General features: G+C 69.8%; 20 protein-coding genes. 4 read left to right on the top strand and 16 right to left on the bottom strand.

Annotated features, from left to right (window positions below):
• Positions 1-112: 112 nt before the first annotated feature.
• The 8 genes from ACFWV8_RS24330 to ACFWV8_RS24295 form a co-directional block, all read right to left on the bottom strand.
• Entirely contained in the window at positions 113-322 is a 210-nt protein-coding gene (locus ACFWV8_RS24330) for a ferredoxin (protein WP_384206734.1), read from the bottom strand.
• Positions 322-672, bottom strand: coding sequence for a ferredoxin (fdxA, locus tag ACFWV8_RS24325; RefSeq protein ID WP_329378773.1), 351 nt, complete (start codon positions 670-672; stop codon positions 322-324). The genes ACFWV8_RS24330 and fdxA overlap by 1 nt, the downstream gene beginning before the upstream one ends.
• A 90-nt stretch (positions 673-762) precedes the next feature.
• Positions 763-2,118, bottom strand: coding sequence for an FAD-dependent oxidoreductase (locus tag ACFWV8_RS24320; RefSeq protein WP_384206722.1), 1,356 nt, complete (start codon positions 2,116-2,118; stop codon positions 763-765).
• Positions 2,119-2,196: 78 nt separating this feature from the next.
• Positions 2,197-3,078: a sugar phosphate isomerase/epimerase family protein gene (locus tag ACFWV8_RS24315; RefSeq protein WP_384206718.1), complete on the bottom strand. Its 882-nt coding sequence runs from the start codon at positions 3,076-3,078 to the stop codon at positions 2,197-2,199.
• 105 nt (positions 3,079-3,183) lie between these two features.
• Positions 3,184-4,308 (bottom strand): NAD-dependent epimerase/dehydratase family protein, encoded by a 1,125-nt coding sequence (locus ACFWV8_RS24310; RefSeq protein WP_384206715.1) that lies wholly within the window; start codon positions 4,306-4,308, stop codon positions 3,184-3,186.
• Between the two features lie 10 nt (positions 4,309-4,318).
• Positions 4,319-5,149 carry a MaoC family dehydratase N-terminal domain-containing protein gene (locus ACFWV8_RS24305; RefSeq protein WP_384206709.1) on the bottom strand — a complete coding sequence of 277 codons (831 nt, stop codon included), beginning with the start codon at positions 5,147-5,149 and terminating at the stop codon, positions 4,319-4,321.
• Between the two features lie 52 nt (positions 5,150-5,201).
• Positions 5,202-5,675, bottom strand: a complete 474-nt coding sequence (locus ACFWV8_RS24300; RefSeq protein WP_384206702.1) for a nuclear transport factor 2 family protein — start codon at positions 5,673-5,675, stop codon at positions 5,202-5,204.
• A gap of 4 nt (positions 5,676-5,679) precedes the next feature.
• Positions 5,680-6,258 (bottom strand): hypothetical protein, encoded by a 579-nt coding sequence (locus ACFWV8_RS24295; RefSeq protein ID WP_384206697.1) that lies wholly within the window; start codon positions 6,256-6,258, stop codon positions 5,680-5,682.
• Between the two features lie 259 nt (positions 6,259-6,517).
• Here ACFWV8_RS24295 and ACFWV8_RS24290 point away from each other — a divergent pair, with 259 nt between their 5' ends.
• Positions 6,518-7,000, top strand: a complete 483-nt coding sequence (locus ACFWV8_RS24290; protein ID WP_329378787.1) for a MarR family transcriptional regulator — start codon at positions 6,518-6,520, stop codon at positions 6,998-7,000.
• Positions 7,001-7,040: 40 nt separating this feature from the next.
• Here ACFWV8_RS24290 and ACFWV8_RS24285 read toward each other — a convergent pair whose 3' ends face one another.
• The 8 genes from ACFWV8_RS24285 to ACFWV8_RS24250 form a co-directional block, all read right to left on the bottom strand.
• Complete coding sequence (locus ACFWV8_RS24285) at positions 7,041-7,901, bottom strand: enoyl-CoA hydratase/isomerase family protein (protein WP_384206688.1); 861 nt, start codon at positions 7,899-7,901, stop codon at positions 7,041-7,043.
• A gap of 17 nt (positions 7,902-7,918) precedes the next feature.
• Positions 7,919-8,650 (bottom strand): enoyl-CoA hydratase/isomerase family protein, encoded by a 732-nt coding sequence (locus ACFWV8_RS24280; RefSeq protein ID WP_384206681.1) that lies wholly within the window; start codon positions 8,648-8,650, stop codon positions 7,919-7,921.
• Positions 8,647-9,552: an enoyl-CoA hydratase/isomerase family protein gene (locus ACFWV8_RS24275; RefSeq protein WP_384206676.1), complete on the bottom strand. Its 906-nt coding sequence runs from the start codon at positions 9,550-9,552 to the stop codon at positions 8,647-8,649. Before ACFWV8_RS24275 ends, ACFWV8_RS24280 begins: the two co-directional genes overlap by 4 nt.
• Positions 9,549-10,808, bottom strand: a complete 1,260-nt coding sequence (locus ACFWV8_RS24270) for a CaiB/BaiF CoA transferase family protein (RefSeq protein ID WP_384206671.1) — start codon at positions 10,806-10,808, stop codon at positions 9,549-9,551. The genes ACFWV8_RS24275 and ACFWV8_RS24270 overlap by 4 nt, the downstream gene beginning before the upstream one ends.
• Positions 10,805-12,985, bottom strand: a complete 2,181-nt coding sequence (locus ACFWV8_RS24265; RefSeq protein WP_384206666.1) for an acetate--CoA ligase family protein — start codon at positions 12,983-12,985, stop codon at positions 10,805-10,807. The genes ACFWV8_RS24270 and ACFWV8_RS24265 overlap by 4 nt, the downstream gene beginning before the upstream one ends.
• A 174-nt stretch (positions 12,986-13,159) precedes the next feature.
• Positions 13,160-13,882: an ABC transporter ATP-binding protein gene (locus ACFWV8_RS24260; RefSeq protein WP_384206661.1), complete on the bottom strand. Its 723-nt coding sequence runs from the start codon at positions 13,880-13,882 to the stop codon at positions 13,160-13,162.
• Entirely contained in the window at positions 13,879-15,804 is a 1,926-nt protein-coding gene (locus ACFWV8_RS24255; protein WP_384206657.1) for an ATP-binding cassette domain-containing protein, read from the bottom strand. Before ACFWV8_RS24255 ends, ACFWV8_RS24260 begins: the two co-directional genes overlap by 4 nt.
• Complete coding sequence (locus tag ACFWV8_RS24250) at positions 15,801-16,664, bottom strand: branched-chain amino acid ABC transporter permease (RefSeq protein WP_384206650.1); 864 nt, start codon at positions 16,662-16,664, stop codon at positions 15,801-15,803. The genes ACFWV8_RS24255 and ACFWV8_RS24250 overlap by 4 nt, the downstream gene beginning before the upstream one ends.
• 191 nt (positions 16,665-16,855) lie before the next feature.
• Here ACFWV8_RS24250 and ACFWV8_RS24245 point away from each other — a divergent pair, with 191 nt between their 5' ends.
• Genes ACFWV8_RS24245 through ACFWV8_RS24235 form a run of 3 tightly spaced genes read left to right on the top strand, consistent with a single transcriptional unit; the run spans position 16,856 to position 19,313 of the window.
• On the top strand, positions 16,856-17,365 hold the full coding sequence (locus ACFWV8_RS24245) for a VOC family protein (RefSeq protein WP_384206646.1): 510 nt from the start codon (positions 16,856-16,858) through the stop codon (positions 17,363-17,365).
• On the top strand, positions 17,362-18,534 hold the full coding sequence (locus ACFWV8_RS24240; RefSeq protein WP_384206641.1) for a CoA transferase: 1,173 nt from the start codon (positions 17,362-17,364) through the stop codon (positions 18,532-18,534). Before ACFWV8_RS24245 ends, ACFWV8_RS24240 begins: the two co-directional genes overlap by 4 nt.
• Complete coding sequence (locus ACFWV8_RS24235; protein WP_384206636.1) at positions 18,531-19,313, top strand: hypothetical protein; 783 nt, start codon at positions 18,531-18,533, stop codon at positions 19,311-19,313. Before ACFWV8_RS24240 ends, ACFWV8_RS24235 begins: the two co-directional genes overlap by 4 nt.
• The last annotated feature ends 27 nt before the right edge of the window (positions 19,314-19,340 follow it).

The raw sequence follows: 19,340 nt of genomic DNA, 5'->3' as shown, positions 1-19,340 counted from the left end.
GGGGGGTGTGGCCCGCACGTGTGGGGGCTTCTGGTGTTGGTGTGGCGGGGGGCCGCCCCCCCCGGGGGGCCGGCCACCGTCTCGTTCCCGCTCGTCAGCTCGTTCCCGCTCGTCAGCCCGCCACGATGATCGCCGCGGCCGGGCAACCGGCGGCGGCTGCCACGGCGGCGTCGCGTTCGGTGCCGCCCACCCGCTCCCGCAGAACGGTCACCGTGCCCTCGTCGTCCAGGCCGAAGACCGAGGGCGCCACGAAGGTGCAGTTCCCGGACCCCACGCAGACGTCGGGGTCCGCGGTGACGGCGGCCTGTTCGTTCCCGGACATCAGGCACCGCCCGACGACGCCGGGCGGCTCGACACCAGAGCGGTGTCGATACGGGTGGGCCCGAGGTCGCTCGATCCGCCGGGGTGGCCCAGCGCCTCGTCGCGTCCCGGGAGGGGCTCAAGGAAGAAGCGGGCGTTGTCGTCGACGAACTCGGCCTGGTTCTCGGGGACTTCGTCGTGGTACGTGATCGCCGTGGCCGGACAGACCGGCTCGCAGGCACCGCAGTCCACACATTCGTCAGGGTGGATGTACGCCTTGCGCGAGCCCTCGTAGATGCAGTCGACCGGACAGACCTCGACACAGCTGCGGTCGAGGACGTCGATGCAGTCGCCGTGGATGACGTAGGCCATGAGGATGCCGACTTCCTGGTTGAAGGAACGAAGCGGTGAGCGCCCGCGGTTCGGACGGTGCGCCGGGGGTTCACACGGTGCGCCCGCGGTTCAGACGGTGCTCCGGCCCGGCCGCCCGGCACCCGTCGCTCCGAGGTGACGCAGGGTTTCCCAGTCGGGAATCTTGGTGCGTACGCGGCCGAGTGCCCGGCCTCGGTTCAACTCCGCCGAGTCGATCGACAGCCAGCCGTCGTAGGTGACGGGCCTGATGCCGCGCGCGGCGAGCACCCGGTCGACCTCCTCGGGCCCGGCGCCACGGGGCGAGCGGCTCGCCAGGTCCGCGAGGACTCCGACCACCGTTTCGGCGGCGCAGGCCCGGTTCGTCCCGACGACCCCGGACGGTCCACGCTTGGCCCATCCGGCGACGTAGTGACCGTCGACGGCCCGGCCGTCCGGACCGAGCACCCGGCCCGCTTCGTGCGGGACGCGGCCCAGGTCTTCGTCGAACGGCAATGTGCCGACGCGCGTGCTGTGGTGGCCGACCGAGGTGACGACCATGCCCGCCTTGAGCTCGGTGACCTCGCCGGTGGGCACGACCGCACCGCCGGCCTCCCGCGTCTTCTCCAGGCGCACGGCCGCGAGGGCGCCGCCCGCGCCGAGAAGCTCCACCGGACGGGACCAGAAGTGGAAATGCAGGGTCCGGCGAGCGGGAACCACCTCGCGCGCGGCGAGGTCGGCGAAGGCTCTGAGGTTCGCCGCCGTCTGGGGGTCCAGTGATCCGGCAGGCAGTGGGTCCACGCCGATCTCGGTGGCGACGCCGTCGAGTTCGAGCAGTTCACGCAGTTCCTTCGCGGTGAACTTCGCGTGCTCGGGTCCGCGCCGGCAGACGAGATGGACGTCGCGGACACCGCTGCGTGCGAGCCGTTCCAGGACGTGCGGCGGCATGTCGGTCCCCGTCAGGTCCCGGGCCGGCTTCACCAGCAGACGGGCCACGTCCAGGGCCACGTTGCCGGCCCCGACGACGACCACCGCTTCCGCCGTCAACGGGAAGTCCTCCCCCGCTTGGGCACGGTCGGGATGGCCGCTGTACCAGGCGACGACGTCCGTGGCCGAGCAGACCCCGGCGAGATCCTCCCCCGGTATGGAGAGCCGGCGACCGGCGGAGGCGCCGGTGGCGAACACCACCGCGTCGTAGAGCTCCCGGAGTTCGGCGGTCGTCAAGTCGATACCGACGTCGACGTCCCCGAGAAAGCGGACCCGCTCACGCTCAAGGACCTTCTGAAGCGCGACGACGATCGACTTGATCCTCGGGTGGTCGGGTGCCACGCCGTAACGGACGAGTCCGTACGGGGTGGGCAGCCGGTCGTAGATGTCGACCGACACGTCGGCGCCGCCGCGCACGAGCGCCTCGGTCGCATAGACGCCCGCCGGTCCCGAACCGACCACGGCGACACGGTAAGGGCTCATCCGCTTCTCACTCCTCACCATTGCTTAGCCATGTAAACTTAACCATGTGTAGCAATATGTGTCAACGGTCGCTCCCGCTCAGTACGTTCGCGTCGCGGACGCGACGACCGCGCGTGTGGACTCCGCCGCGAGTCGCGCCGTATCGGCCGCCGGCCGCCGCCGGAGCTCGTCGGAGTAGATCTCGATCGAGAACGGCGCCTCAACTCCGGGCCTGTCGAGGGCCCTGACGAACGAACGCAGATCCAGGTCGCCCTCGCCGGGCAGCACGCGGTGGTGAACGGCGTCGGTCATCCGGTCGGGGTCGACCGGCGGGATCGGCCCGTCGTTGAACTGGACCATGAAGACGCGCTCCGCCGGCACCGTCCGCAGCGACTCCAGATCCGGCCGGCCGCGAAAGAAGTGCCAACTGTCGACGCAGAGCCCGCCGTTGTCACGGTTCGCCTCGGTGACGACCGCGAGCCCGGCCGCCAGATCCGGGACGCTGCTGTAGGGAACGAACTCCAGCGCCACCCTCAGCCCGTGGGCGGCGGCCCGGTCGCAGAGGCGCCCGAAGGCGTCGGCCACCTCCGGTCCCGCAGGCCGGGCGTCGAAGGTGCCGACGGTCTGCGCGAACGGCACCCCGAACGTGTCGGCCAGGTGGAACGCGATCCTCTCCGCCGCCGGGTCGGCGTAGACCAGACCCGGACGGCCGGGGATGCCCGCGGGTCCCGGCGTGCCGTGGAAGCCGAAGAGCACCTCGACCTCGTTGATCCGCACATCCCACTCGGCGAGTACCGCGGCGAGGTCACGGTCCGTCCAGCCGTCCGCGAGCAGGGCCTGGTAGTACGGGATGGCGAGGCCGATCCCGTCGTACCCGCACTGCCGGGCAGCCGCCACCCGGTCGGGGAACGAGGCATCGCGCACGGTGCCCCAGGCCAGGACCAACCGCGGCTCGCGGGCGAAGACCTGCGACGCTGTCATCCGTCTACTCCTCACCGAGGCAGGGCCGCGCGGGCGCCTGTGCGTGTGCGTACACGTGCGTCGGCCAACTGGCCGTCGAGGCGCACGATCCGGCCTTCGCCGGCGTCACCGCGACCCCATCATTCGCCCGGCCCCCGTCGGACCGGGCAGCACCCGGCGCTCGGCCAAGGTCCTCAGCGCGTCACGGAAGGTCACCTCGGTGTCGTAGACCTGGGTGAAGCCCGCCTGCTTGACCTTGACCGTACTCACCAGCGCCGGCGGGGGCATGGTCGTCAGGCCGTGACCGAAGGTGTAGTCGGCGTACTGGTGCGACCGGCCGAGGACGTCGAGCAGCGAGAGCGGGCGGAGCCGGTGTTTCGCGACGATGTCCTCCCACACGCCGGCCAGTCGGGGAAGCTCGTCGGCCAGGCTCATCGGGCGGGGTTCGGCGCACGGCACCCCCGTCGCTTCGGCCAGGGCCGGCCAGAGCTCGTGCCAGGAGAACACCTCCCCGTTCGTGAGGTTGAAGTGCTCACCCCGGGCCGCTGGCGAGGTCGCCGCCCACACCAGCGCGTCCGCCACCAACCGCGCGTCCACGACCTGGCGGACCGGATGGATCGTGCCGCCGGGGAAGCCGAACGGCATTCCTGTCGCGGCACTGAGCGCGGCGAACACACCGATCACCGGCGGCATGCAGTAGGAAACGCCGTACGCCGGTCCCACCACCTGGACCGGCCGGAAGATGGTCCAGTCGAACGCGTGGCGGTCGGCCAGCTCCCGGAGCAGATCCTCCTGGTGCCAGTAGAAGTTCTCGTGGTCGTCACGCGGAGCCCGCTCGCGTGCCGGGATCGGGATCGGATGCAGATGGGCGCCGTACGCCTTCGTTCCTTGCAGCACGGTGGCGTGCCGCAGTCCGCCCGCGGCGGCCAGCGGCACGAGGACGTTGCCGAGCATCGCCCGGTTGGTCGCCATCTGCGCCGGGTCGGACCAGCCGGCGACCAGGTCCGGCCTCTCGTACGCCGCCGCGTAGACGAGGTGGGTCGGCCGTGGCGACAGCGCGGCAACGGCGTCACGGGTCGCGACCGCATCCGTCAAGTCCACGGACACATGGTCGAATCGCGCGGACCCGTCCACCTCGGGAGGGCGTCGCGAGAAGGCGACCACGTCCCACCCTTCGGCGGTGAAGGCGGCGATCGCCGCCGTCCCTATGAGCCCGCTGGCTCCCGCCACCAGCACTCGTGCCGCACTCATCCTGTCTCCTTCACGCCGGCTGGAGTCCCGCCGGATCCGACCGGTCGGGTTCTGAAAGCGATCCGGAGGCCGACACACCGCCCGCACCGGTGGTGACCTCGACCTCCTCCCGCGTCCCGTCGCCGGGACGGCGGGCCCGTATCGTCTGCGGCCCGACCGCCGGCGCGAGCAGCCGGTAGGAGAAGACCCGACCCAGCAGGGCGCAGCCGCGCCTCCGGAGGTCCTCGGCCATCAGGACCGCCTGCAAGGGGCCGTGGACCACAAGGTGGTCGAAGCCCTCGCCGCGCGCGTGGTCGCGGTCGTAGTGGATCCGGTGGGCGTTGCAGGTGAGTGCCGAGAACCGGAACAGCACGACCGGATCGACCCTGAGCACGGTCCCCGGGCCGGGGGCGCCGGGCTCTTCCGGCCCACCCGTGCAGGCGATCAGCGGAGTCCCGGCCGGCCGCTCGGGCCGATAGACGATCTCGTGGTCGTCCCGCACGGCCAGCTCGCCGTCCTGAACGTACTCGTGGCGCACCGTGACGAAGCGGAGATGCCCGCTTCGCCCCTCCACCTCCCGCGAGGCGAGGATCCGGGAGGTCCGGGTGGCCTCCCGGCCGACGAGGAGCGGTCTGCGGTGCCACACCCGGCCGCCGGCGAACATGCGGCGCGCGCCGGCGGCGGGCGGGGTCGGCAGCCCGACCAGTGGGTGGCCGTCCGGCCCGATCAGGGCCTGCGGGACCACTTCGAGAAGCTGGGTGAGGTGCCACATGGGCGGGAGCAGGTCCGGCGACGCCGGCGGGACACCCAGGAGTGCGGCCAGCCCGTCGACGGCGTCGCGGCCGATGACATCTGTCCGCACCTGGCTCTCCCCACGACCCTCGGAGTACGACGATGCCATCGGGCCGCCTGTCTCAGAAGGGAGGAAGCAGTTCGACACCCTGCGGAGCGCTCACGAAGTAGCGCTCGACCAGGCGTCGGGAGAGCTTCCAGACGCCCGAGCGGCGCTCGTAGACGTCGTGGTAGGTGCAGCCCACCCAGCTGATCCTGCCGTCCGGGTGCACGCACAGGGCGAAGGCGTCGCTGCGGCCGGCCGCGCGATCGGGGTGCTCGAAGCGGGCGGTGTGGTTGGTGGTCCAGTGGTAGGTCTCCTTCCACACCTTCCCGATGACCTCCTGCGAGCGGCGGATCTCCTCGGTGCCGTGGAAGTCGCCGCGCCCGCCCGGGATGAGGTACTCGGCGTCGTCGTGCCAGATGCCCATGAACCGATCGAGGTCGCGGCGGTCGGTGCCCTCGCAGTAGCCGGCGATGATGTCCGCGAACGCGGCCCGGCTCTCCAGTTCGTCGATCCGCTGCTCGACGGAGCGGCTCTCGCTGCTGGTTGTCATGGGCTCAGACCCCGGCCCGTGGCTCGGTCCGGAACTTGTCGGGATAGTTGTCCGGCAGGTCCTCCTCGGCCAGCGGGACGATGTGGTGGTCGAGGACATAGCGATCCTCGCCGGTGGCCTTGTCGTCCTGGTCGAACTCCCAGAAGACGACGGTCCGGGCCGACAGCACGTAGAAGGGGCTCGCGGGCGAGGTGTCGTCGACGAAGCCCATCTTCCGGGCGACCTCGGCGGTCAGGATCTGCCGGAAGGTCCCCTCGGTGACGATGTCGTAGTCGCCGACCACCACGCGGGTCTTCTTCGACTCGATGACGTACGAGCCGTTGTTCACCATCTCGGTGTAGTTGGCGCGGACCTCGTCGATGCCCTTCGGCCCGGTGTCTCCTTTGACGTTTCCGAGGACGCCGTACTCGTGGTAGTTCGGGTCGTCCGACAGCGTCGGCAGGACCATGTCCAGATCCGCGAGCACCTCGCCCTTGGAGTGGTGGACGACCGTCTGGAGATGCTTGAGCTGCAGGGGCGTCCTGGCCTTGTGCATGTGCTCCTGGAAGCTGGTGTAAGTCAGCTCCGGCCTGAAGTCCTTCACTTTCCCTCCTCGGAAACACGGGACCGTCGTGTGACGGTCACGACAAAATTACCTAACCATGTAAACTAATCGCTGGATAGGGAGCCTGCAAGAGCGTTCGGCGAATCAGTGCCGATGCACACAAACCCCCGGCGAAGCGACGAATCTCGGCATGGCCCTGACAGATCGACCGGCGTGGGCACGTGGCGTCCGGAAGCTCGGCAGGCGCATACTTAACAGGGCGAACTTCATACGGCGAAGGCCCAGATTCGGGGTAGGAATGACCACGACCACCAGCGGCTCCATCGACGGCGTCAAGCACGAGCACGCCATCCGGCGCGAGGATCTGACGCGCCTGCGGATGACGCTCGGTCGCCTCGGACGCGTCCTGCGGCAGCAGAACGACGAAGGTCTGAGCTACGCCCTCATCTCGTTGCTGTTCAACATCGGCCGCAACCAGCCCGTGTCCGCCGGCGAGCTCGCGGCATCGGAGGGGGTCTCCCCGCCGTCCGTGACCCGCTCGCTCAACCGTCTCATCGAACTCGGTTACGTCTCACGCAGCCCGGACCCCGCCGACCGCCGGGCCGCTCTGATCGAACTGACCCCCAGCGGTGCCCGCGAGCGTGAGCAGGTGCTGAAGAGCCGCGAGGTCTGGCTCGAAGAGCATCTCGGACGGCTCGACGACACGGAGCTGGAGAGCCTGCTCACCGCGCTGCCGGCCCTTGAGCGGCTCTGTGACCCGGAGCTTCCGCGACTGCCCTGACGGCCCCGGATCGCGGGGCCGTTGGGCCGTGGGGCGCCGGTCAGCGGATCTCGACATCCTGGCGTGAGCGGGCCAGGGCCTCCTCGGCGCCCGTACGACGCACCTCCCGAAGGAAGTTGAACTCGCCGGGCTGGAAGTGGATGTTGCTCAGCGAGGCGCCGACGACGGTGGTCGCCGCGAACGACAGCCCGACACCGAGCTTCTCCAACGAGGCGAAGACCGCGTACTTCTCGGTGACGATGCCGTCCCGCATGATCGACGCGCACATCGCGGCGAGTTCCGACGCCCCGTGCGGGGCGTCCTCGGTGACGCGGTCGACCAGGCCGTAGTCGAGCGCGGTCGGCGCCGACCAGGCGACGTTGCAGTACATGAGTTCCTTGGCGCGCTTGAGCCCGACCGTGGCGAACAGCAGCGACATGTCGCCGTCCACCCCGATGTTGTGCCACCGGGGGGAGCCGAAGGTCGCGTCCTCGCCGGCGACCACCAGGTCCGCGCAGAGCACCAGATAGAGGCCGGTGTCCCAGCAACGGCCACGGGCCTCGACAACGGTCACCTTCCGGCAGTGCAGCAGGCGCTGGTAGAGACCCGTGCGTCCCCACCACGCGTCGTCCAGTGCGATCAGCCGCGCCCGTTGGCTCGGGTGCTTGCGGACGGATCCGCCGGGCGCGTCGACGTACTGGTCCCAGGCGTCGGCGGGATCCCAGCCGGCACACAGGTCGTCGCCCTCGCCTCGGATCAGGACGACCTTCACCTCGTCGTCCCCGTCGACGTCCGCGAGATGGGCCGCGAACGCCGAGGCCATCGCTCGGGTCATGAGGTTTCCCGTCGCGGGCCGCCGGACGGTGATGGTCGCGATGTGGTTCTCGTGGTCCTTGCTGAGCTCGACTCTTCCCTCGTTCACGCGCTCTCCTTCCTGGCTCACGCGCCCTCCTCGGTGAGACCGGACCCGACCGCCGCGCGGTGGATCGTGTAGTGGTCGGCCAGGTCGAACTCCCGGCCCACGCCGTGGGCGTCGTAGACGGCCTGCTGGAGCATCTTCGACATCGTCAGGCCGTCCAGCGGCATGCCGAGGACCGCGGCGGTCATCCGCTCGACCTCCGACTGGAGCCGCGCGGCCGGGACGACCCTGTTGACCAGCCCGATCCGCCCGGCGGTGGGGGCGTCGTGGACGGTTCCCCGAAGCAACCACGACTTGGCCCGGTTGAGCCGGACCGTGAGCGCGGCGAGTACGAAGTTCGACTCGGGCACGTCGAGGAAGGGCGAGCCGAACACGGCGTCCTCACTCGCCACGGCCAGATCGGTGCACAACAGGAGTGCGCTGCCCGCCCCGTGGCATTCCCCGCGGACTTCGGCGACCACGACCTTCTTCGCGAAGCAGGTCGCCTGGTACACGGCTGTCGACGCGACGAAGGCGCGGTGCCAGGTGGTCGGTGCATCGGCCACGGACGGGAAGCCGGTCGGCACCGCCGGCGCGAAATCGGGTCCGGTGGCACGCAGCACGATCGCCTTGACGTGATCGTGGTCCGAAGCCTCGACGACGGCTCCGGCGAGTTCGTCCGCGAAGGCGGGGTCGTGCGACGTCAGCGGGGCGAAGCTCACCGCCTCGATGTACGCCCGGCCGTCGGCCACCCGCAGGTCGACCGCACTCATGAGGTCACCCCCGCGCGGGGATCCGCCGCGCCCTTGCGCTTCTTGTCGGCGTCGAGAGCGCCACCGACGCCGACCTCCTTGGCGGTCTTCCAGAAATCCATCTCGTCCGGCCCCGATTGCAGGAAGTGCGACACCAACAGCCCCGTGATCGAGGGGACGCTGGTGTCCATCACGCCCTCCGCGGCCCGCAGTCGAGACTTCAGATACAGCAGATGGCCGGGCGGACGGGCAGCCATGCCGGCCGCGATCGCGTGGGTGGTCCCGGCGAGCTCGGAGGCCGGCACGACGGTGTCGACAAGGCCGAGATGCTGCGCCTCGGTCCCGCTCATCGGCATCGCGGTGAACCCGGTGCGCCGGGCGGCCTTCATGCCCAGGATCCGGTTGATGTGCACGCTGGCGACGGCGCCGGCCGGGCCCAGGAACCGGGCCTCCAGGGCGCCGATCCGCGTGTCCTCGGCCGCCGTCACCACATCGGCCTTGCACGCGATCATGAAGTAGGCCGCCGCCGCGCAGTAGCCGTGCAGCTGTGCGACCGTGATCTTCGGCGAGCGGGAGATCGCCTGGCTGAACCCCAGCCGGCCCCAGGCCATGTCGGCGCCGTACCGGTATCCGACGGTGAGTGTGCGGCGTCGCTCGTGCGGTCGTTTCTGGCCCCACCGCTCATTGATCTCGTTGCCGCTGCAGAACGACTTTCCGTTGCCGCGTATCACGATGACCCGGACCCGCGGGTCGTCTCCGGCCCGTGCCATCAGCTCGATGATGCGATCACGCATCGGGACGCTCATGGCATTGTGCTTCTCGGGGCGATTCAGCGTCAGATACGCGACGCCCGACGCCCTGTCCACCTCGTACAGCACCTGTTCGGCCGCGGCGGCGATGCTCTCCGGAGTTCCGTACTTCACGCCTTGCCCACCTCCTCCGCTTCTCGCGGTGAGTCCGGCGGTTCGGGCGCGGGCTGCGCCTGTTCGACCACACCGTCGGCCGCGAGTTCATCGATCCGGTCCTGGGGGACGCCGAGGTGCGTGAGCAACTCGCGGGTGTCGGCGCCGAGTTCGGGGGTCCAGTCGCCGACCCGTGCGGGGGTGGCGCTGAGCAGGAACGGGTTGCCGACGGTGCGGACGGTCCCCCATGTCGCGTCCGGCTGCTCGACGACGAAGCCGTTCGCCAGGACGTCGGGGTCCCGTGCCGCCTCGACGAAAGTGTTGACGGGAGCCACCGGTACGCCGTTGTCCCGCATCCGCTGGACCCAGGTGTCCCGGTCGGCGGTCAGGAACGTCTCTTCGAGGATCGGCTCCAGGGCGTCGCGGTGCCGCTCACGGAGCCTGCTCTTCGCGAACCGCGGATCATCGCGCAGGTCGAGCCTGTCGAGGGCCGTGGTCAGCCCGTTCCACACCTTGGTGTCCGTGGCGCCGATGACGATCCAGCGGTCGTCCTCGCAGCGGAACGCGCCCGAGGTCGACGTCACGCGGCCCTGTGTCCGCTTCACTTCGTCGCCGTGGAGGGCGATGGTGACCTCGGCGGTGTGCATGGCCAGACAGGAGCCGACGAGCGAGCCGTCCACCCGCTGGCCGCGTCCGGTCCTCTCCTTGACCAGAAGCGCGGTCAGGATGCCCGTGGCGAGAAAGACGGCGCCCGCCGAGTCCGCCATTCCGCGACTGGCCAGCCGGGGTGTCCCGTCCGGGGTGCGTACGAAGTCCGAGAGGCCCGAGACGGCCTGCGCGACCATGTCGAACATCGGCTCATCGGCGCGTGGACCCAGTGGACCGTAGCCCGCCGCCGCGGCATAGATGAGCTGGGGGTTCTCCTCGCGCAGGGTGTCGTAGCCAAGGCCCAGTCTCTCCATCACGCCGAGCCTGAAGTTCTCTACGACGACATCGCATTCGCGCGCGAGGGCTTTCACGATGTCCCTGCCCGCCGGGGTCGTGATGTCGACGGCGATGGACCTCTTGCCACGGTTGAGGCCCGTGAAGAAGCCGGCGTACCCGTCCGGCGCCTGGCGCAGTCGCCGGTCCCACTCGCCGCCGGGCCGCTCCACTTTGACGACCTCCGCGCCGAGGTCGGCGAGGATACGAGTCGCGTAGGGGCCCTGGAGGAAGCGGGTCAGATCGAGGACCTTGATTCCGTCGAGTGCGCCTGCCGCGGCTCCGGGGGCGCTCATGCGTCCTCCTCCAGGGTGGTCGTGACGAGCACGTCGAGCGCCTCGACGCGACTGCCGTTGATACGGAGGGGGTTGACCTCCAGGGTGTCCAGTCGTGGTCCGACGGAGAGGGCGGCCCGGCTGATCGCCACGATGGCCTCGCTCAGCGCGTCGATGTCGGCGGCCCGGCTTCCGCGCGCGCCGCGCAGCAGGGCGGCGCCCTTGAGCTCGTCGAGCATCCGGCGCACCTCGCGGGCGTCGACCGGCAGCACGCGCAGGCTGGTGTCCTTCAGAACCTCCACCCAGATGCCCCCGAGGCCCACGGCCAGCACCGGCCCGAAGGTCGGGTCGACCGTGACGCCGACCAGGAGTTCCTGGCCGGGCTCCCGCATCGGCGAGACGAGCACGCCGCGCAGATCGGCGTCTGGGACATGACGGGTCACCGTCGCCACGATCGAGTCGTACGCCGCCGCCGCGTCCTCGGCGCCTTCGACGCCGAGCACGACTCCGCCGACGTCGGACTTGTGCGCGACCGCCCGCGAACAGATCTTCATCGCCACCGGTCCGCCGAGCCGCACCGCCTCGGCCGCGGCCTCGGCCGGGGAGTTGACGAGGCCGGCCGGGACGACGGGTACACCGGCTGCCGCGAGCAGGGCCCGGCCCTCGTCCTCGGCCCAGGTCCGGGCACTCGGGCCCGCGGCGACCGCGACGGCCGGCGCCTCCCGATCGGTGTGCGCCAGGAGTGAGTTCCGCTGCTCGACCCATCGGACGACATGACCGAGGGACGTGACCGCGAGGTCGACGCCGGGGAGCAGGAACAGCTTGTTCTCGGAGAGCAGTGACACGGCGTACGGCGAGACGTCCAGGCAGGTGTTGGACGAGAGGAAGACCGGCACCGGTGCCGCGGCCACGATCTCGCCGACGATCTTCATCCGGCTTTCGATGAACGTCGGGTCCGCCGGGCGCTCGTCCGGCAGCGGCGTCATCATCGAGAACATGAAGTCGATCCCGTCGTCACCGACGGCGATCTCCATCAGGTCGTCCTCGGCCTTCGTCGGACGCGGTCTCGCTCGCGCGTGGCCGAAGCCGGTGGTGTCGAGAGGGTTGAGGATCGAGGCGAACTCGGGGAGGTGCGCGGCCAGTTCGGCGCTGGTGTCGTCCTGCCAGGCGGGCAGGGCAAGGCTGTTGACCGAGGCGAGGTCGGCGATGATGTTGCAGCCGCCGCCCGACGAGGTCACTACGCCCATGCGCCGGCCCTCCGGGAGGCGCGGGCTGTAGCCGAACACCCCGGCGGTCGCGACCAGTTCCTCGACGCTTTCGACGCGGACCATGCCCGCCTGCCGGAACACCGCGTCGACCACGGCGTCGTCGGTGGCCATCGCGCCCGTGTGCGCCATGGCCGAGCGCATGCCTTCCTCGCTTCGCCCGGCCTTGTAGACCACGATCGGCTTGCCGGCCCGCAGAGCCTTCGCGCCGAGCTCGAAGAGACGGTCCGGCTCGCGCACGGTCTCCAGGAACAGGGCGACACTGCGGGTGTTCTCGTCCTCGATCAGATAATCCAGGACGTCGAGGCTGGTCAGCACGGCCGAGTTGCCCACCGACGCCCACAACGTCGAGCCCACGCCGTGCGCCTGGGCGAACTGGTAGGTCGCCCGCGCCATCGAGCCACTCTCGAACACGGCGCCGACGGGACCCGCCACGGGCGCGGACTCGGTGGCCACCGCCCAAGGAGCCACCCCGTCCACCGCGTTGATGAATCCGATGGTGTTCGGCCCCATGATCGTCAGATCGAGCTCGACCGCGCTCTCCGCCAGCCGGCGCTGCCGATCACGTCCGTCGGCTCCGGTCTCCCCGTATCCGGAGGCGAGGACGACGGCGTTCTTGATGCCGGCGGCGGCGGCGTCCCGGAGTATGGAGTCGACGCGGTTCGGGCCCACCATGATGTAGGCCAGGTCGACGCGCTCGCCGAGGTCGCGCAGGGTCGGGACGGTCGGCTTCCCGAAGATCTCGTCGTACTTGGGGTGGACGAAGCGCACGTCCTTCACCCCGCCGCCGAGCGCCAGGGCGTTGAGGAGATTCCGCGCCCAGCTGGAGCTTGGGGATGCCCCCACGACCGCGATGCTGCGGGCGCCGAAGAAGCGGCGCAGCCGGACCGGCTCGACGATCGAGCGTCGTGCCGCGTAGTCAACGGTGAGCATGGAGCGTGACTCCTCGAACCTCGGGCGATTTATTTAGCTACGCAAAGTATTCTACATGTCTGACCGCCGGGCAAGTACCGGACCGGTTCTCGATGCCCTCGGCCGCGGTCACCTCCGCGGGTGACCAGGGACTTCCGGGCGGACCGAACCAGGGCCTGTCGTTCGGATCAGGCGCTAGCCGAAGTAGGCGGTGTTGAGCTCGGCCCCCTGGAGCGTGGCCGGTGTCCCGGTGGCGGCGATCCGTCCGTCGCGGAGCACGATCATCCGCTCGGCGGCTCTCGCCAGGCGATCGCTGTTCTGCTCGACGACCAGCATCGAGATGCCCTCGGCCTGGAGCGACCGCAGGGACGAGTAGATCTTCTCGACCACCACGGGTGCGAGACCCAGTGACGGCTCGTCAAGGAGCAGGAGTTTCGGCCGCTGAATGATCGCGCGGGCCAGTGAGAGCATCTGCTGCTCTCCGCCGGACAGCAGGCCGGCGAGCTGTGTGCGCCGTTCGGCCAGAATCGGGAACAGTTCGTACACCAGGTCCCGCACTTCCGCGAGCCGGCGTCGCACGGCACGCCGGCTCAGCCGCATCGCGGAGATCTGGAGGTTCTCCTCGACCGTGAGCGGGCGCAGTACGCGATGCCCTTCGGGCAGGATCACGATCCCCTTGCGGACGGCGGCGGCGGTCGACAACCCGTTCACGCGCTCGCCCCGGAACAGGACCTCCCCCGACCTCGGCCTGAGTCCTCCGCTGAGGGCCCGCATCAGGGTCGTCTTCCCCGCGCCGTTCATCCCGACCAGGCCGAGCAGTTCGCCCTCGTCGAGAGTGAAGGACACATCGTGAAGGACGGTCCGGTGGTCGCCGTAACCGACCCTCAGATCGCGTACGTCGAGAAGCGGCGCGTTCATCCGGGAACCCCCAAGTAGGCTGAGATGACCTCTTGTTGCGCGAAGACCTCTTTGGGCGGGCCTTCGGCGATGACCTGGCCGTGGTCCAGGACGTAGACGCGGTCGCACGCGCTGGTGATGAGAGGCAGGTTGTGGTCGACCAGGACCACACCGAGGTCGCGGGCACCGAGCGCGCGGACGGTCGCGGCGATTTCCGCGCGTTCGAACTCGGTCAGCCCGGCACCCGGCTCGTCGAGCAGCAGGAACGCCGGGTCGAGCATCAGGTTCCGGGCGATCTCGACCAGCCGGAGCACACCGTACGGCTGGTCTCCCGCCAGGCTCTGCGCGCGGTCGGCCAGGGCGAGGCCGGTGAGCAGCGTCATCGCCCGTTCGCGGCCGGCCAGCGCTTGCCTGCGGGCGGCCGGGCTCAGCAACGACTGGCGGAACCACCCGACCTTTCCGATGCCGTCTCCGGCGAGCATGACGTTCTCCAGCAGGGTCAGTTCGGGGATCACCTTCGGGCTCTGGAACGTCCTGCCGATCCCGGACCGCACGAGATTCTGCGGAGGTACGCCGAGGATCTCGTCGTCGCCGAGGCGGACGGAGCCCGTCGCCCGGACGTCCCCGGTGATCGCGTTGAGGAGCGTGGTCTTGCCGGCACCGTTGGGGCCGATGAGCCCGATGACCTCACCGGTGGCGAAGGTGATCGAGACGTCGTCGACCGCCGTGTTGCCGCCGAAGGCGACCGACACACCGCGCACCTCGACCCGCAGGTCCCGGTGTACGGCCTTGACGGAGTCCGCGAGGTAGCGCGTCACGGTCCCGGTCGCGTCACCACCGCCGTCACCGGTACCGCCACCGCCGCCGCCCGGATCCGCCGGCTCCAGGGCATCGGCGGTCCCCGCCGGGTCCGGTCCCCGTCGCGGGACGATCCACTTCATGAGGCTGTCCAGCCAGCCGGCGATACCTCCGCTGGCGATGACGACGAGCACCAGAATGCCCACGCCGTAGACCAGGTCCTGCGCCTGGCTGGTGGCCAGCGAGAGCTCGTCCATCACCAGGATGGCGACGACACCGAAGACGGGACCGAGGAAGTAGCCGCCGCCACCGAGGATCGCGGCGAGCAGCAGCGCGACCAAGCGCGTGAAGCTGAAGGTGTCGAGGTCGATCACCAGCTGGAAGTGGGCGAAGAGGACGCCGGCCAGCCCGGCGAGCGCACCTGAGAGCGCGAAGGCGACGAGCCGGGTCGAGTCGGGCGAGACGCCCACCGCGGCGAGGACTCGGGGTCCCTCGCGCAGCGCGGTCAGCTTGCGCCGCATCGCCGAGCGGTGGATGCGCAGGACCAACTCGTAGGTGAGCCAGGCGAAGAAGGCGGCGAGCCAGTAATACGGCAGGAGGCCGCCGGTGAACTCGTAACCGAAGAGCGTGGGCATCGGAACGGCGTAGATGCCGATCGTGCCGCCGCTGAACTTCTCCCAGTTCACCATGATCTCGGCGAGCGCGAGCGCGAACGCGAGTGTCTGGATGGCGAGGAACAGTTCGTTGAGGCCCCTCGTCGGTACGGCCACCAGAACGGACAACGCGGTGGTGACCGCGACAGAGATCAACAGGGCAGGCCAGAAGGGCAGTCCGAACTGGACCTCAAGGTAGACGCTGGTGAACGCGCCGGCGCCGTAGGTGATGACGATCGAGAGGTTGAAGATGCCCGCGTAGCCGTAGACGATGTTGAACGCCGCCGTGAGGATGTAGGCGATGACCCCGGCGGACGCCAGATGGACGTAGTAGTCGTTGCCGCCGGCGACCAGCCCGATGATCACCAGTACCAGTGGCCCCGCCACGTGTTTGGCCCAGGCCGAGGTCAGTGCGCGCCGGGGTCCGCCGGCCTTCCGCGGGGCGCCGGTCACCTCGGGGCGAGCGGCCTTGTCCAATCCGATGATGCTCATACGCGCTCAGCCGTTCCGCGGAAGGTGAACAGCCCTGTCGGCCGCACGAGCAGCACCAGGGACAGGATCACGAAGAGTGAGGTCAAGTGGTAACTGGCGGCGATGTGCTGGTCGGTGAACGTCATCACGAAGCCCGCCACGACGGCACCGCCCACCGCGCCGAAGAGACTTCCGAGGCCGCCGATGACGGCGCCGACGAGGGTCAGGACGAGAAGGGTCGGCGCCACGTCGACCGAGACGCTGCCGAGGGAGGCCTGGAACATGCCCCCGATGACCAGGCAGACGCCCGAGACGACCCAGGCGAGCAGTTCGAACCGCACCGTGCGGACGCCGTAGACCTGCGCCAGCTCATGGTCGAAGGAGACGGCGGAGAGGTGGTGCCCGATGAGCGTTCTGTCGAACAGGAACCACATCACAAGCAGGAGCAGGAGCGACAGGCCGATGACCAACAGCCGCTGCCTGGACGTCTCGTAGCCGCCGATCGAGACCGATCCATGGATCCAGGGCTGCACGATCGAGGGCTCCCCTCCGAACCATGTCCGGGTCAGGAAGCTGAGGAGCAGGCCGAAGCCGAGCGTGGCGAGGGTGAGGCCGATGACCGGCGCCCCTTTTCGCTGCGCGGGAACGATCGCGATGGCGTAGCAGAGAGCGCCCAGAACGCCGCCGGCCATGATCGTGAGAAGGACGCCGACCGCGCCGCTGCCCGCTCCCCACGAGGCGCACGCCGCGCCGGCGAAGACACAGAAGTTCCCCGCCCCGAAGTTGACGACTCCGCTCACGCGGAAGACCAGACTGACCGCCAGGACCAGCGGAATCAGCACCGCCGCCTGGGACAGGCCGGTCACGACCAGCGAGATCATTACGCACTCCCTTGTGCTTCGGGATCGGCCGGAACCAGAATCTTTCACGTGGCTAACTGATGTGAGACTGAGGTCGCGCGCCATCCGTGTCAAGGGTTTGGGGGAACCTTCCGCATCGGCCGACACGGACACTGCCAGATTTACTTAGCGTGGTGTAGCGTTCATCACCCGATCACAGAGAGGGCCCTCGTATGACCACCGAGCCGCTGCTTCGCCTCTACCACACCGGCATCATCGCGGACAGCCTCGACAACGCGATGGCGGCCATGGGCGATGCCCTGCGCCTCGACTGGGCGCCGCCGTTGACCTCCACGGTGCCGCTGGAGTGCCCGGACGGCATCGTCGGGCGTGAGGTCCGGTTCACCTACTCGCTCCAGGGCCCGCACTTCATCGAACTGCTGGAGCAGATCGACCCGGCTCCCTATCTCAATGTGACGGGCGGACGGCGGGTCCACCATCTCGGTTACTACACCGACGACCTGCGCGCCGCGGCGGCGATGCTCGAAGCCAAGGGATACCGGCGCGAGTTGAACGGCGTCGACGAGGACGGCGGTATCGGCCGCGCCACCTTCCACTACAACCCCGAGTCGCCCGGCATGTGGATCGAGCTCGTCTCGCACGAGGTGGCCGAACAGATCGACGGCTGGATCGCCGACGCGGCGGCGGCCAAGAACATCCCGTACGTCTCCCCGTTCGCATGAGCGGGCCGCTGGCCGGCCTGCACGTCCTCGACCTGTCGACGTACGTCGCCGGCCCGTCGGCGACGATGACGCTCGCCCAACTCGGCGCGGACGTCGTACGGGTGGACCCCTCCGGAGGAGCGACGGACACCCGGCGGCTCCCGCGCGCCGCTGACGGCACCAGCCTGTACTGGGCCGGCCTGAACAAGGGCAAGCGCTCGGTCGAGGTGGATCTGAGGTCGGAGTCGGGGCGCGATGTGGTCCGCTCGCTCCTGGCCGCACCCGGGAGCGGCCACGGTCTGCTGGTCACCAACGCGGTCGGCCAGTCGTGGCTCGACTACGAGGAACTCAGGCGGGTCAGGCCCGACGTCATCGTCGCCCACGTCAGGGGCCGCCGCGACGGGCGTCCGGCCGTCGACTACACGATCAACTCGGAGGTGGGCCTGCCGTGGCTGACCGGACCCACGGACAGCTCGCTCCCGGTCAACCATGTCCTGCCGGCCTGGGACCTGCTCGCCGGCCTGCACGTCGCCCTGGCCCTGGTGGCGGCTCACTCCGAGCGCGTCGCCACAGGCCGAGGCCGGCTCGTCGAGGTCAACCTCGCGGACGTCGCCGCCGCGACCATGGCGCACCTGGGCTTCGTCGCCGACGCGGTGGTGAACGGGGCAGGACGGCTCCGGGACGGCAACTACCTCTACGGCAGCTACGGTTGCGACTTCGCGACCGGTGACGGCCGGAGGGTCATGGTGGTCGCCCTGACGGCTCGTCACTGGAACAAGCTCGTCGGGCTGACGGGGACACGTACCGTTCTGGAGAGCCTTCAGCGGACGCTCGGCGTGGACTTCGGCGAGGAAGCGGCGCGATACGAGCACCGGGACCTGATCTCGGCGATCCTCGCCCCCTGGTTCTCCGCGCACACCCACGCCGAAGCCGTCGCGGCGCTCGACGCCGGCCATGTCCTGTGGGGCGACTACCGGACGGTCGGCGAGTTCGTGGGTGATCCGCTCGTGACCGCCAACGACCTCTTCCAGCAGGTGGATCAGCCAGGTGTGGGGTCCTTTCCGGTTCCGGGTCCGGTCGCTCGATCAGCCGGCTGGGGGCCGGACAAGCCCGGCCCAGCGCCTCGACTCGGCGCCGACAACGACACAGTCGTCAATGAGTGGTTGCGGACGGAGGGCCGGCAGGCATGAGCGGCACAGAGCGGCTTTTCCTCACCTTCACGCACCTCGGTGACGCCACCCGGCACGCCGAGTACAACGCATGGCACCAGCTCGACCATCTGCCGGAGAACAAGCTGCTTCCCGGCGTCGCCTGGGGGGACCGCTGGGTCCGCACCCCTCGGTGCGCGGCGGCCGGTCATGTGGGTGACATCGCGTACGAGCCGGTCCAGTACGCCGTCGCCTACGGCTTCCGTTCCCCGCTGGAGCCGGCGCTGCGGGACTGGACCGAGCTCAATCAGAGAGCTCTCTGGTGGGGGCGGCGTCCCGAACTGGCCTGGACCGAGCGGCGACCGGCCGGCTTCTTCCACCCGGTCAAGGAGTACGCGGCTGCCCGCGTTCTCGTCGCGGCGCCGGCACTGCCGCACAGACCGCATCGCGGCATCCACCTCACGCTGTCCAGGACGGCATCCCCCTCCGTACCCGCCGGTGCCTCCCACTTCGAGGCGCTCGACCGGGAGTTGATCCCGGCGGTACTGACGCTTCCGGGGGTCGCGGGTGCGGCGACGTACCGGTTCGCCGAGGGGGCCGGTGGACTCGGGTCGCCGGCCCCGGGCGCCGACAGCGACCTGACGGTTCGGATCCTGTATCTCGACGGCGACGTCCTGGAGACGAGCTCTCTCATCGAGAACGAGCGGCCGGAGTGGATCGGGCGCTCCAGCGCGCCCGGCGACGCCGAGCACGTTCTGCTCAGCACTCCGCTGCTGTCGATCCGGCCCTGGGAGTGGGACTGGTTCGACCGCGGGGCCTGATCCGGGAGAAGGGCCCTGGGCGGTGTC

The organism is Streptomyces sp. NPDC058665 (assembly GCF_042714995.1).
Taxonomy (GTDB): domain Bacteria; phylum Actinomycetota; class Actinomycetes; order Streptomycetales; family Streptomycetaceae; genus Streptomyces.
The sequence above is the reverse complement of the archived record's forward strand: the minus strand, read 5'-3'. Positions and strand labels throughout refer to the sequence as shown.